Below are 12812 nucleotides of genomic sequence, written 5' to 3'. Positions count from 1 at the left end.
GGGCGGAGCGGCTCACGGACGCGGAACTCACGGACGCGGGACGGAACGGCTCACCGACGCGGAGCGGCTCACGGGCGCGGGGCGTAGCCGATCCGGAAGGTCGCGGCCTCCAGCCGTTCCGGGTCGAGCCGGACCTCGGTCAGCCGCTCGGCGAGCGCGAACGCGGCCTCGCCGCACAGGTCGTACGCCTCCGTCTCCAGCTCGAAGCCGCAGGCGGTCAGTAACTCGGGGATGCCGGGCGCCTCGGCGTCCGTGCCGTCCCGCTGGTCGGGGAAGAGCGGCTCGAAGTGCAGCCGCTGGATGCCGTGCTCCCACCAGTGGAAGTGGTCGGCCCCCAGGGCGTTGCGGTAGTGCGAGACCAGCCGGGTGCCCTCGACGAGCCGGGGGATCTCCGTGTCCAGGGTGCCGAGGTAGCCGAAGGGCTCCACCGCGAGCGCCCAGCCGTCGAGTTCGGTGACGGCGACGAGCAGCCGGTCCTCGGCGGGGTCGAACAGCTCCCCGGCCTCGGTGTCGGCCCCGTTCGTGTAGGAGCTCCAGCGGGCCACCACCTCCGCCAGGCCGACGGCGCCCGTCCCCGGCAGGGCGTTGAGGCGGCGCAGCAGTTCTCCGGCCGCCAACCCCTGCACCTGGGTGAGGCAGCAGGCCTCACCCAGGACGGGGTAGCGCCGGGTGAACCAGGTGTAGTCCCTGGCGTGTGCGGTCATGACGGCGATGCTGCCAGACGCCTCGGACAGCGCCCGCCCGAGGCCGTCAGAGCCAGACCGGCTCGTCCGTTCCCCAGCGCCCCGGCGGACGCGACCAGTCGGCGGGCGCCCCCTCGTACCCGATCGGCGGCAGGGCGTGGCGCAGCCGTCCGTACGGGGAGTCGACCTCCGCCAGCCAGTGGGCGGGGTCGTAGGGCTGCTCGGACGAGCCTCCCCGCGGCGCCTCCGGTTCGATGCCGTGCAGCAGCCAGGCGGCCGTGCCGGCGAGGGAGAAGCGCAGGTGGCGGCCGCCGGGGCGGCGGGTGCGCTGGTCGGTGAGCGAGCGCAGCACGGCGGCGGCGATGAGGTAGCCGGTGCCGTGGTCGAGGGCCTGGGCGGGCAGCACGCCGGGGCGGCCTCCGGCCTCGGAGGCAGTCTCGGGAGCGGCCTCGTGGGCGGCGATGCCGACACCCGCCTGGACCAGGCTGTCGAAGCCGCGCCGGCCGGCCCAGGGGCCGGTCCAGCCCCAGGCGCAGAGCTGGGCGAGGATCAGGTCCGGGCGACGGGCGAACAGCGCGTCGGGGGCGAGGCCGTGGGCGTCGAGGGCGCCGGGGCGGTACGCGGAGACGACGACGTCGGCGGTGGCGAGCAGGTCCTCGAAGACGGCGCGGTCGGCGGGCTCGGCGAGGTCGAGACGGGTGGAGCGCTTGCCGAAGCCGGTGTCGGCGTGGGCGTCGTCGGCCTCGGGCAGCCGGGGCGAGTCGACCCGCAGGACGTCGGCACCGAGCAGGGCGAGGGTACGGGTGGCCACCGGTCCGGCGATCACCCGGCTGAGGTCGAGGACCCGGATCCCGGTGGCGGGCCGGTCCACCGGGGCCTCGCCGAGCGGGCGGACCGGCGCCGCCCCGGCGGCGGCGTCGACCTCCAGGTGCTCCACCAGGGGGTGCACAGCGGTGCCCACCGGCTCGACGGCCACCGCGAGCGCTCCCGCCGCGTACGCCCGCTCCTGGATCCGCTCGGCCGGCAGCCTGCCGAGCACTTCGGCGAGCTGCTCGGGCCCGGCGTCCGCGGCGAGGCCGAGGGCGGAGAGCAGCCGGGTCCGGTGGTGCGGGTAGTTGGCGTGGGTGCGCACCCAGCCGTCGGCGGTGCGCCAGAAGCCGGAGTGCGGGGCGAAGTTGACGGGCGAGCGGCCGTCGACCGTCAGGTGCCGCTCACTGACGAAGGCGGTGGCGACGGCTCCCTGGTCCACCCGGACGGCGGGGACGGGCGCGGCCAGGGGCGCCGAACCGCCGGCGCGGTGGGACGCGAGCTCGGCGGCGGCCAGCGAGCAGACCGCCACGGTGGCCCGGGCGAGCCGGCGCACCGGCAGACCGGAGGGCAGGACGTCCTCCGGGCCGTGGAAGCTCACCCGCTCCAGCAGCTCGGGCGGTCCGCCGAGAGCCGCCCAGGCGTGGGCGGTCGGGCGGTCGACGGCTCCGGCGGCACCGGTCTTCCCGGCCGCTGCGGTGGTTCTGGTGGTTCCGTTGGCTGTGGTGGCCGCGGTGGTTCCTTCTGGCAACGGGCGCTCGGTCATGCCCGGCATTGTGCTCCCGTTCTCAGGCGCTCGCTGTGACGCCCGCCACCAACATCAACAGCACCGCCGAGACCATGGTCATCCGGCGGGCCGCCTGCGGGGTGCCGCCGAACCGGCCGCCGAGCCGCCCGCTCGCGTACGCGACCAGCCCGTACACCACCGCGCAGGCCAGCACGTTGAGCGAGCCGAGCGCGAGCACCTGGCCGCCGACCGGCAGGGCGGCGTCCGGGTCGACGAACTGCGGCACCAGGGAGAGGTAGAGCAGCAGCCCCTTGGGGTTGAGCAGCGCGGTCAGCATGCTCTGGCGCAACACCGTCGCGGTGGGCTGCGGCTTGGGCGCGGCGAGGGCGGCGGCGCCCCCGCTCCTGCGCAGCGCCAGCAGCATCATGACGGCCAGCACCAGCAGGTACGCGGCGCCGGTGAGGCGCAGCACGGGCAGGGCGGCCGGGACGGCGCGCAGCGCGGCGGCCAGTCCGGCACTGGAGAGCAGCGTGTGGACGGCGTACCCGGCGCAGACCCCGCCGACCGCGGTCAACGCGGCACGGCGTCCCTGGCCGAGGCCGCGGGCGGCGATGTAGAGCCAGTCGGGGCCCGGGGTGCAGACCAGCAGGAGGTCGACTCCGAGGAAGAGGAGGAGGGCGTGGGTGTCCATGGGCGTGGGCGTGGCCTGTCGTGCTCGTCGCGGTGTGGGCCCGGCGGATCGGCCGGGGAGGTGTTCCGGCGGTCGGCCGGGTTGTTCCGGCGGATCGGCCGGAGGCTGTTCCAGCGGCCTGCCGGGGTGCCCCGGGGATCCGCCGGAGTGACCCGGAAGCCGGTGCGGTCACTGAAGGTAGCCGGATCGGGCTGGCACGCGATGGCGACTTCATGCTGGTCGGAGCGGTGTTTTGGCAGAATGTTGCGCCATGGACCGAATCGACCGCAGAATCCTCCGCGAGCTCCAGCAGGACGGGCGCCTGACCAACACCGAGCTGGCCTCCCGGGTGGACCTCACCCCGTCCCCCTGCCTGCGCCGAGTGCGCCAACTGGAACAGGACGGCGTGATCCGCGGCTACCGGGCGGTGCTGGACGGTGCGGCGGTCGGGCGCGGGTTCCAACCCTTCGTGACGATCACCATGCGTCACGAGGACCAGGTGACGGTCGCCGAGTTCGAGCGCCGGGTGGCCGAGCTGCCGGAGGTGGTGGAAGCCCACCGGCTGTTCGGCGAGCCCGACTACCTGCTGCGGATCGCGGTGGCCGACATCGCCGCGTACGAACGCTTCATCACCGACGTGCTCTCCGGCCTGCCGGGCATCGCGCAGGTCAACTCGCACCTGACGATGAAGCAGGTGAAGGCCGACCGGGGGCTGCCGGTCGGCGGGTAGGGTGCGAACGGGGGCCCGCGCGGCCGCCCGTACGGGGGCAGAGCGACGCACTGCGACATGGGGGCTGAATTGCACGTGATCCGCCGTCTCGACCTGGGGTACTTCGTCCGACCGGCCACCGAAGTGGGCGGCCCGGAGCCGCGCGTGGAGCCGGTGCTCGCGTACCTGGTCCGGCGTCCGGAGGGGCTGCTGCTGTTCGACACCGGGATCGGCGGCGGCTCGCCGGAGACCGAGGCGCACTACCGCCCGGTCCGGCGCCCGCTGCCGGAGGCGCTCGCCGCGGCCGGGGTCGCCGTCGCCGACATCGACTTGGTGGTCAACTGCCACCTGCACTTCGACCACTGCGGCGGCAACCCGCTGTTCGCCGGCACGCCCGTTCTGGTCCAGGCGGAGGAGCTGGCCACCGCCCGGCGCGGCGGGTACACCATCGACGCGCTGGTCGACTTCCCCGGCGCCGAGTACCGCGAACTCGACGGCGAGGCCGAGGTCTGGCCGGGCGTCCGGGTGCTGCCCACCCCCGGCCACACCGGGGGCCACCAGTCGCTGCTGGTGGACCGCCCGGGCGGCGGGCCGGTCCTGCTGGCCGGGCAGGCCTACGACTTCGCCTCCGAGTACGGGCAGGCGGTGCTCGCCCGGCGGGCGGCGCGCGAGGGCGTGGCCCCGCCGCTGCCCGGGTACCGGGCCTGGCTCGACCGGGTGGCCGAGCACGGGCCGCACCGGGTGCTGTTCGCGCACGACCAAGCAGTCTGGGAGCCGGCCGAGTAGTCGCGGGAGCCCCGGCCGGCCGGGGGCCCAGAAGGCCCAGAAGGCTCAGAAGGCTCAGAAGGTGAAGCGCAGCGAGCGGACCCGATGATCGAAGCTGGACGGGACGAGCTGCGGCTCGCCGACCGACCGAGCCTCGGGAAGACGGGTGAGCAGCTCGCGGAACAGCGTCGTCATCTCCTGCCGGGCCAGGTGCGCGCCGAGGCAGTAGTGCGGACCGCCGCCGCCGAAGCCGAGGTGGGCGTTGGGCGTGCGGGAGATGTCGAAGACGTCGGGGTCGGGGAAGACCTCCTCGTCGCGGTTGGCCGAGCCGTAGAACAGCGCGACCTTCTCCCCCGCGCGCAGCAGCGGGCCGCCGGAGCCGCCCAGCTCGTGGTCGACGGCGAGGGTCCGGTTGAACTGGATGATCGGCGTGGCGTGGCGAACCATCTCGTCCACCGCGCCGCCGAGCCGCCCGTCGAGGTCTTCGAGCAGCAGGGCGCGCTGCTCGGGGTGGACGGTGAGCAGGTGCAGGCCGTGGGCCAGCGCGTTGCGGGTGGTCTCGACCCCGGCGACCAGCAGCAGGCTGAAGAAGGCGCCCAGCTCGCGCCCGGTGAGCCGGCGGCCGTCCACGTCGGCGGTGACCAGCGCGGAGATCAGGTCCTCCTCCGGCCGGCGACGGCGCCGGCGGCCGATCCCGGCGACGATGCCCTGCATCCGGGCGAGCGCCCGCAGCCCGCGCCCCGGCACCCGCAGCCGGCGGCGCAGCGGCCGGGCCACGCCGATGTCCTCGGAGGTGCGGTTGACCAGGTCGAGGATGGTGCGGCGCGGCCGCTCCGGGATGCCCATCATGGTGCAGATCACCTGGAACGGGAGTTCGGCGGCGACCGCGGTCACGAAGTCCTCCGGCCGCTCCCGCTCGATCCGGTCGACCAGCTCGGTACTGATCCGCCGAATGTCCTCCTCGACCCGGTCGAGCAGCCGCGGGGTGAACGCCCGCGAAACGATCCGGCGCAGCTGGGCGTGGCGGGGGTCGTCCAGGTTGACCATCGAGTCGCCGAACAGCAGCCGGACCCATCGGGCCGGGACGGGGGTGGTCACACCAGGGCCGCTGAGGAACACGGCGGGAGTGCGGCTGGCCTCGACCACGTCGGCGTGACGGACCAGGGCGTGGAAGCCGCGACCGGTGGCGCGGTCGCCGAAGAACACCGGAGCGGGGCGGCGACGCAGCTCGGCGAAGGCGGCGGCGCGGTCGGGGGCGGGCAGCTGCCAGAAGCCAGGGTCTGCGAGGTCGACGGACTCGGGCAGGGCGGAGGTCTCGGCCGGCTCGGCAGGCTCGGTCGGGGCGGCGGCCTCGGTCGGGGCGGCCGGCTCGGTCGGGGCGGTGGGGTCAGCCGGGGTGGCGGGGTCAGCCTCGTCGGCGGGCTCGGTGGATCCGGGTGGGTCGGCCTGCTCTGCGGCCTCGGCCGGTTCAGCGGTTCCGGCCGCCTCCGCGGCTTCGGCCGGTTCGACGGCTTCAGCCCGCTCTGCGGCTTCGGCCGGTTCGGCTACGTCAGCCGCCTCGGTGGCTTCGGCCGGTCCGGCGGCTTCCTCGGCCTCGGCCGACTCTGCCGCTTCAACCGGCTCGACGGTTTCGGCCGGTTCAACAGCTTCTGCCGGTTCAACGGCTCCGGCCGGGGCGGCGGCCTCGGCCCGCTCCCCGAGCTCCTCGGCTTCGACTTCGACTTCGACTTCGACCGGGGCCATCGCCTGTTTCCGGCCTGTCGCCTGCTGCGGGACGGTCGGCTCCGTGGGGGCAGCGGACTTGGCATTGTCGGCAATGGGCGCCGAGGTATCCGTCGGGGTCTCCAAGGCCGGACCTCCCTAGCTTCTGAACAGCGTCGTCCCGATACGCACCGTACGGGGTGGTGCACATTAAGTGAGCAATGGGGTACGTGCTGTCAAACCGCCCCGATGGTCCTACGAGCCGTTGTTCGGTTCGTCGCGTCGGGTCGGCGGGCCGAACCGGGTGGCGATCCGGCGGGCTCCGGGGGCCGGCGGCCGGGCATGGTCTCACGGCACGGAACCGGCCATGACCGGAGGGTGCGGTACGGACCGGACAGGGCGGGTGCGACGATGAGTGCCATCGTGATGACCGACCGGATCCGCCTGCTGCGCGCCGTGGTCTTCGCCGCGCTGTGCGTGGCGATGGCCGCCACCGCGCACGTCGCCATGGCCGGATCCGGAGTCTCTCCGACGGTGCTGGCCGGCGGGTTCGGGGCGGTCCTCGGGCTGACCTGGCTGCTCGCCGGGAAGCGGCGCGGACTCGGGGTGATCAGCCTCTGGATGGTCGTGGCGCAGACCGCGCTGCACCAGTTGTTCGAACAGGCCGCGGCGTTCTCCCGAGGGGGCGGCGGCCTCGGCCGGCTCGCCACCACGGACTGGGCCGCCCTCCTGCTCTGCAACCCCGACCGGGCGCCCGGCGGGCTCTCCCCGATCGAACTGGCGCGGATGGCGGGCATCGACCCGGACGTCCCGCCGGCCACCGGCGGCCTGCGGCCGGCGGCCGGGACGCACCACGGGGACTCGGGCGCGACCGCCATGGACGCGGGCCTGCCCGGGATGACGGGGATGCCCGACGGCCCGCACGTGATGCCCGGCGGCGGGTCGTACGGTAGCGGGTCGTACGGTGACGGGTCGTACGGTGACGGGTCGTACGGCACGGCGCAGGACCTGGTGAGCGCACCGGCGCACGGACCGGCGCATGACATGGCGCACGGGATGTCCCACGGCATGTCACCGGGGATGGCCGCCGCCCACGTGCTCGCCGCGCTGGCGTGCGCGCTCCTGCTCTGGCGCGGTGACGCGGCGCTGGTCCGGCTCTTCGAGCTGCTCGGCGCGCTCGGCGCGGTGGTCGCGGGCGCGATCCTGCTCCCGCTGCTGGCGCTGTTCGCGCGCCCCTTCGGCTACCGGGCCCCGGCGCCACCCCGCCCCGCCGACGACCGGGCCCGGCCGCCCCGGTCGGTACTGCTGACGCATGCCGTGGTCCGGCGCGGGCCGCCGGCGTTCGCCCTCGCCTGCTGACGCGCCCGCCGCTCCTTCTCCCCGCCCGGCCACCTCCGGCCACCGGGACCCCGCGACGGGCAGGTCGCCCTGCCGTACGGACGCGCCCCGCGACGTCGTGCCGTCAGGGTGCGGGCCCGCGTCCGCCGCCGCGCCCCCTCAGGGAACCGGCGTGCCGCGCGGCTGCCCATGGACGCCGACGGCGCCGCGCTGCGCGGTGCCGCTCCCCGCCTTCCCCTCGGGACCTTCCCATGCCTGACTTCGACGGCGCACCGGCTCCGGCCGGCGCCACCGTCCCGCCGTTCCCGCTCCCCCGGACGCGCCTGCCCCGCCGACCGCGCCCGCCGCGCCTAGCGCTCGACGACCTGCGGTCCGTCCGGAGCACGGCCTTCGGGACCGCCCTCGCCCAGCCGGGCCAGCAGCCGGGCCGACCATTCGGGCGAGGGCCCGCCGGTGGCGCCCGCCCGCACCCGGCCGTGCAGCTGCTCGGCCCTGGCCAGCCACTCCCGGCAGCCGGCGCAGCGCGCGACGTGCTTGTCCAGCCGGACCTCCGGCAGCCCGCTCGGTTCGCCGTCGAGCCGGGCGGACAGAGCGGTACGGAACTGCGCGCATCTCATACGACCATCGTCCCGCATGGCCGTGCCGCCGGGACCGGCCGGGCAGGAGGCCGCCGTGGATGACGAGCAGCTCACCGCACTGGCGCTGACCGCCCGCTCCGGGCGGGCGGCCGACGTCGAGGCCTTCGTCCGGGCTACCCAGCGGGACGTCTGGCGCTTCGTCGCCCACCTGACCGACGTGCAGTCGGCCGACGACCTCGCACAGGAGACCTTCCTGCGCGCACTGCGCGGCCTGCCCGCGTTCGCGGGGCGCTCCTCCGCCCGCACCTGGCTGCTGTCGATCGCCCGGCGCACGGTGATCGATCGGTACCGGATGGCCGCCGCCCGGCCGCGCTGCGCGGCCCTGCCGGACTGGCAGGAGGCGGCGGAGCGACAGGGCGGCGCACCGGCGGCCGGGTTCGAGGACGGCGTCGCGCTCGGCGACCTGCTCGACCGGGTGCCCGCCCAGCGGCGCGAGGCCTTCGTGCTGACGCAGGTGGTCGGGCTGAGCTACGCCGAGGCGGCCGAGGTCGCCGGCTGCCCCGTCGGGACCGTCCGCTCCCGGGTCGCCCGGGCACGGGAGGAGCTGGTGGCACGTCTGCGCGCCGCCGAGGCCGGGGAGCTCGCGACCGCCTGCTGAGCGGCGGGCGACGGGCGGACGGACGGGCGGGCGACGGCGGACAGTCGACAGCTGACGACGAACAACCGACAGCGAACAGATAACAGGTTTCGAAATCTGTTATCTGTTCGCTGAAAGTTGTCGCCTGTCGTCTGTCATCTGTCCGCCGCCAGTCGTCGGCCGAGAAGAAATCCCCCACATGTTCGGAACCGGAGCCCCTGCGCCACCGACTGCTGTACCGGACCCCGCCGCCGAGGCGGTGTCCGGTACAGCAGCACGGGAGACGGAGGGACTTCATGACGGCGCAACCAACCCCGACCGCCTCATCTCTGACGGGGCATCAGCAACCACCGGCCGATCGCTGGAGCCTGGTCGTAGCCGCCGGCCTGCTCTCCTTCGTCGCGATGCTCGACATGAACGTGGTCAACCTCGCGCTCACCGACATCTCGGCGGGCCTGCGCGTCTCCCCCGGGGTCGCCCAGTGGGCCGTCCTCGGATACCAACTCCCGCTGGTCGCCCTGCTGTTGCCCGCCGGGCGCTGGCTGGACCAGGTCGGCACCCGCTCGGCCCTGCTGCTCGCGGTGGGCTGCTTCGCCCTGTGCAGCGTGCTGGCCGCCTGCGCCCCGTGGGCCGGTTGGCTGATCGCCGCCCGGTTGTTCCAAGGCGCCTTCGGGGCCGTGCTCTTCGTCCTGATGCCGGTGCTCGCCGCCACGTCCGTCCGGCCTGAGTTGCGCGGCCGGGCGATGAGCGTGCCCGCGACGCTCGGTCCGCTCGGCGCCGTCACCGGGCCGGTGATCGGCGGTCTGCTACTGGACCACCTGGGCTGGCGGGCGATCTTCCTGGTGAAGCTGCCGGTCTGTCTGGCCGCCGTGCTGATCGTACGGCGCCACGCCCCGCGCCGCGGTGGGCTGCGGCCGCCCGACCGGTCCTCACTCGGCGACGCCGCGCTGATCGGCGCCGCCGTGGCCGCCGTCCTGCTCGGACTCACCCTGGCCCCGAAGTCCGCGCTGTGGCTGCTTCTCGTCCTGCCCGCCGTTCCGCTGGTGCTGCTCTGGCTGCGCCGGCCGGGCGGGCGACCGCTGGCCGAGGTGCTGCGGGCCGCCGGGACCGTCGGGGTCAACGCCTCCGTGCTGGCGCTCGCCGCCGGCTTCGCGGCCTGCCACTACCTGCTCGCCCAGCACCTGCGCGGCCCCCGGGGCGAGAGCGCCACCGCCACCGCACTCACCATGCTGGCGTTCCCGCTCGGCATGGTGCTGGCCGGCCGGGTCGGCGGCCGGCTGGCCGACCGCTGGGGAGCCCGACCGACCGCGCTCACCGGCGCCGCCGTCACCGCCGTCGGCCTGGCCCTGCTCGTCCCGCTGGACACCGGCTGGTCCGCCCCCGAGATCGCCGCGCGACTCGCCCTCGCCGGTGCCGGGATGGGCCTCAACGGCGGCCCCACCCAGGCCCTGGTGATGTCCGCCTCCCCACCCGGGAAGCTCGCCACCGCCGGTTCCGCCGTCCAACTCGCCCGCAGCCTCGGCTTCGCGCTCGGCCCGGCCCTCGCCACCGCCACCGCCCTGGCCGGGGCCCGCGACACCACCGGCACCCGGGCCGGAATCGCCCTGGCCGCCCTTGTCGCGGCCACCGCCGTCGCACTGCTCGCCCTGCACCGCCGCCCCAAGCCCTGACCGCACCGCACCGTCCCGTCCCGTCCCGTTCCGCACCCCACCACCCCCTCCCTCCCCACCGAAGGACCTCCTCAGATGACCGACACGATCCCCGACCCGGCCGCCACCGACGAAGCCCCGCGCTGCCCGTACGGGTACGACCGGCTCCCCTCCCCCGTCCCGCTGTACGGTCCTGCGTACAAGCGCGACCCGTACCCGCTCTACCAGCGGATGCGCGAGGCCGGGCCGGTGCACCGGGTGGAGTTCCCCAGCGGCATCCACGCCTGGCTGGTCACCGGCTACCGGGCCGCCCACGCGGCCCTCAACGACCCCCGCCTCGGCAAGAACCACACCCTCGGCAACGACAACTGGCGCCGACTCGCGTCGATCATGCCGGAGCCCCAGCACTCGCAGCTCCAGGTCCACCTGCTCCACCAGGACCCGCCCAAGCACACCTCGATGCGCCGACTCGTGCTCGACGCCTTCGCCCCGCGCCGGGTGGAGTCGCTGCGCCCCCGGTTCCAGGAGCTGGCCGACGCCCTGGTGGACGAGCTGCCGGAGTCCGGCGGCGCGGACCTGGTGGGCGGCTTCGCGGCCCACTATCCCTTCCGGGTGCTCGCCGACGTCATCGGCCTGCCGCCCGAGTTGGCGAACCGCTTCGACCGGGACTGGGGCAAGGTGGTCCAGCCGGTCGGCCCGCAGGACCCCGGCCGCCCGGCGTACGAGGCCCGGCTGCGCGGCCTCCAGACGTACATCGCCGACGTCGTCACCCGTAAGCGCGCCGACTGCCGGGAACCCGGCTGGACGGCGCAGGACGACCTGCTGGGCCGGCTCGTCGCCGCCCATGACGCGGGCGAGTTGAGTCGCGCGGAGCTCGACTCGATGGTGTTCCAGCTGCTGGTCGCCGGGCAGGAGCCGGTCACCAACCAGATCACCACCATGCTGGTCACCCTGCTGCGCCACCCCGAGCAACTCGCCCGACTGCGCGAGGGCGTCGACGAGCCCGGCAGGATCGCCCGGGCGGTGGAGGAACTCCTGCGCCACGACGCCGCGTTCGAGCTCACCACCTGGCGGTTCTTCGCCGAGGACAGCGACCTGTTCGGCACCACCGTCCCGGCCGGCGACTCGGTCATCGTCTCGCTCTGCGCCGCCAACCGCGACGACGCGCAGTTCCCCGAGCCCGACCGCCTCGATCTCGACCGCACGCCCAACGCCCACCTGGCCTTCGGCCACGGCATCCACTACTGCCCCGGCGCCGCGCTGGCCCGGGCCGAACTCCAGGTCGCCCTCGCCACCCTGCTCACCCGGCTGCCCGGACTGCGCCCGGCCGAGGCGCCCGGTGACGGCCTGGCGGACCTGGCCTGGGTCCCCGCCGTCCTGGCACGCGGGGTGAACCGGCTGCCGGTCTCCTACGACCACCGCCGCTGACCCCCGGGCGCATCGCGCCCCCGGCTCCGACCGCCCGGCTCCGACCGCCCGGAGCCCGAAACCCGTACCGCACCGCCTTTCGTGGAGGACCCACCATGCCGCCCGTCGGCACCGCCCCTGCCGCCATCACCCCCGACACCATCACCGCTGCCACCGGCAGCCCCGACAGCAGCACCACCGCCGCCCTCGCCGCCCGCGTCCTCGGCCTGCTACTGCCGCACCGCCGCGCCGCGGACCCGGAGTTCGACGCCCGCCCGGAGCACTTCCCGCTCCAGCTGGCGCAGTTGGCGGACTTCATCGCCGCCGGCGAACCGATCGTCCTGACCCTGCCCGGCTTCCCCTGCAAGTCGCCGAACCCGGCGAAGGTGCTCGGCCACCTGCCCGACGAGGGCGAACGGCTGTCGCTGACCTTCCTCGACGGCCTGTGCGCCGAGATCGGCCGCCTGCACGCACCCGGTGCGCGCATCCTGATCTGCTCGGACGGGCACATCTTCGGCGACCTGATCAACGTCCCGGACGACCACATAGACGCCTACTCGGACGCCCTGACCTCCATGATCGCCCGCGAGGGCCTGGCCCACCTCGACACCTTCGACCTGCGGGCCGTCCTCGGCGACCTCCCGTACGACGAGAAGCGCGCCCGGGTGCACGCCCAGTACGCGCCGAGCGTCGAGGAGTTGCGCGAACAGGTGCTGACCGAGGAGGAGACCCTGCGGCTCTACCGGGGCATCACCCGCTTCCTCACCGAGGACACCGTCGGCTTCACCGGCACCCGCTCCGCCCTCCAGCGGGAGTGCCGCCGCCGCGCCTACGGCGTGATCCAGCGCAGCCGCGCCTGGGGCGAGTTGATCGCCGAGCACCACCCGCGCGCCGTCCGGCTCTCCATCCACCCGCAGCCGGCCGGGGCCTCCAAGTTCGGCATCCGACTGCTGGCGGCGGCCGACTCCTGGACCACGCCCTGGCACTCCGCCGTGCTCCACCGCGCCGACGACGAGCGGGAGTTGCTGCGCAGCGAGGAGGCCGCGCGGCTCGGCCGACTGGTCCTGCGGGACGGCCGGCCGAGCCACTACGAGTGCCGCTAGGGCGTGTCTTCGAACTCCCGTCGTCCGCCCGCAGGGCG

Annotated in this window: 12 protein-coding genes; 7 read left to right on the top strand and 5 right to left on the bottom strand. The window is 75.0% G+C overall.

What is annotated here, in order from left to right:
* Nucleotides 1–68: 68 nt before the first annotated feature.
* The 3 genes from ACFU6K_RS13935 to ACFU6K_RS13925 are packed head-to-tail and all read right to left on the bottom strand — an operon-like array spanning nucleotide 69 to nucleotide 2908.
* The gene (locus ACFU6K_RS13935) at nucleotides 69–704 is read right to left on the bottom strand and encodes a DUF6461 domain-containing protein (protein WP_380662942.1); all 636 of its coding nucleotides are present in this window, start codon (nucleotides 702–704) and stop codon (nucleotides 69–71) included.
* Nucleotides 705–750: 46 nt separating this feature from the next.
* Entirely contained in the window at nucleotides 751–2256 is a 1506-nt protein-coding gene (locus ACFU6K_RS13930; RefSeq protein ID WP_380662940.1) for a CoA transferase, read from the bottom strand.
* A gap of 22 nt (nucleotides 2257–2278) precedes the next feature.
* Complete coding sequence (locus ACFU6K_RS13925; protein WP_380662939.1) at nucleotides 2279–2908, bottom strand: LysE family translocator; 630 nt, start codon at nucleotides 2906–2908, stop codon at nucleotides 2279–2281.
* 250 nt (nucleotides 2909–3158) lie between these two features.
* On the opposite strand from ACFU6K_RS13925, the gene ACFU6K_RS13920 reads away from it, so the two are divergent.
* Nucleotides 3159–3617: an Lrp/AsnC family transcriptional regulator gene (locus tag ACFU6K_RS13920; protein WP_316524654.1), complete on the top strand. Its 459-nt coding sequence runs from the start codon at nucleotides 3159–3161 to the stop codon at nucleotides 3615–3617.
* Between the two features lie 57 nt (nucleotides 3618–3674).
* The gene (locus ACFU6K_RS13915; RefSeq protein ID WP_380662937.1) at nucleotides 3675–4382 is read left to right on the top strand and encodes an N-acyl homoserine lactonase family protein; all 708 of its coding nucleotides are present in this window, start codon (nucleotides 3675–3677) and stop codon (nucleotides 4380–4382) included.
* 54 nt (nucleotides 4383–4436) lie between these two features.
* On the opposite strand, the gene ACFU6K_RS13910 is transcribed toward ACFU6K_RS13915, so the two are convergent.
* Nucleotides 4437–5666 carry a cytochrome P450 gene (locus ACFU6K_RS13910; RefSeq protein WP_380662944.1) on the bottom strand — a complete coding sequence of 410 codons (1230 nt, stop codon included), beginning with the start codon at nucleotides 5664–5666 and terminating at the stop codon, nucleotides 4437–4439.
* Between the two features lie 807 nt (nucleotides 5667–6473).
* Between ACFU6K_RS13910 and ACFU6K_RS13905 the strand changes: the two genes are divergently transcribed.
* A complete protein-coding gene (locus ACFU6K_RS13905; protein WP_380662936.1) occupies nucleotides 6474–7421 on the top strand; it encodes a hypothetical protein in 948 nt (315 codons plus the stop codon).
* A gap of 329 nt (nucleotides 7422–7750) precedes the next feature.
* Here ACFU6K_RS13905 and ACFU6K_RS13900 read toward each other — a convergent pair whose 3' ends face one another.
* Nucleotides 7751–8017, bottom strand: a complete 267-nt coding sequence (locus tag ACFU6K_RS13900; protein ID WP_380662934.1) for a zf-HC2 domain-containing protein — start codon at nucleotides 8015–8017, stop codon at nucleotides 7751–7753.
* 16 nt (nucleotides 8018–8033) lie between these two features.
* On the opposite strand from ACFU6K_RS13900, the gene ACFU6K_RS13895 reads away from it, so the two are divergent.
* The 4 genes from ACFU6K_RS13895 (at nucleotide 8034) to ACFU6K_RS13880 (ending at nucleotide 12774) form a co-directional block, all read left to right on the top strand.
* On the top strand, nucleotides 8034–8636 hold the full coding sequence (locus ACFU6K_RS13895) for a sigma-70 family RNA polymerase sigma factor (RefSeq protein WP_380662933.1): 603 nt from the start codon (nucleotides 8034–8036) through the stop codon (nucleotides 8634–8636).
* Nucleotides 8637–8911: 275 nt separating this feature from the next.
* Nucleotides 8912–10285, top strand: coding sequence for an MFS transporter (locus ACFU6K_RS13890; RefSeq protein WP_380662931.1), 1374 nt, complete (start codon nucleotides 8912–8914; stop codon nucleotides 10283–10285).
* A 75-nt stretch (nucleotides 10286–10360) separates the two neighbouring features.
* A complete protein-coding gene (locus tag ACFU6K_RS13885; protein ID WP_380662930.1) occupies nucleotides 10361–11692 on the top strand; it encodes a cytochrome P450 in 1332 nt (443 codons plus the stop codon).
* Between the two features lie 95 nt (nucleotides 11693–11787).
* Nucleotides 11788–12774 carry an L-tyrosine/L-tryptophan isonitrile synthase family protein gene (locus ACFU6K_RS13880; protein WP_380662928.1) on the top strand — a complete coding sequence of 329 codons (987 nt, stop codon included), beginning with the start codon at nucleotides 11788–11790 and terminating at the stop codon, nucleotides 12772–12774.
* Nucleotides 12775–12812 lie beyond the last annotated feature (38 nt).

Origin of the sequence: Kitasatospora sp. NPDC057512 (genome assembly GCF_042802135.1) — a bacterium.
GTDB lineage: Bacteria > Actinomycetota > Actinomycetes > Streptomycetales > Streptomycetaceae > Kitasatospora.
The sequence above is the reverse complement of the archived record's forward strand: the minus strand, read 5'-3'. Positions and strand labels throughout refer to the sequence as shown.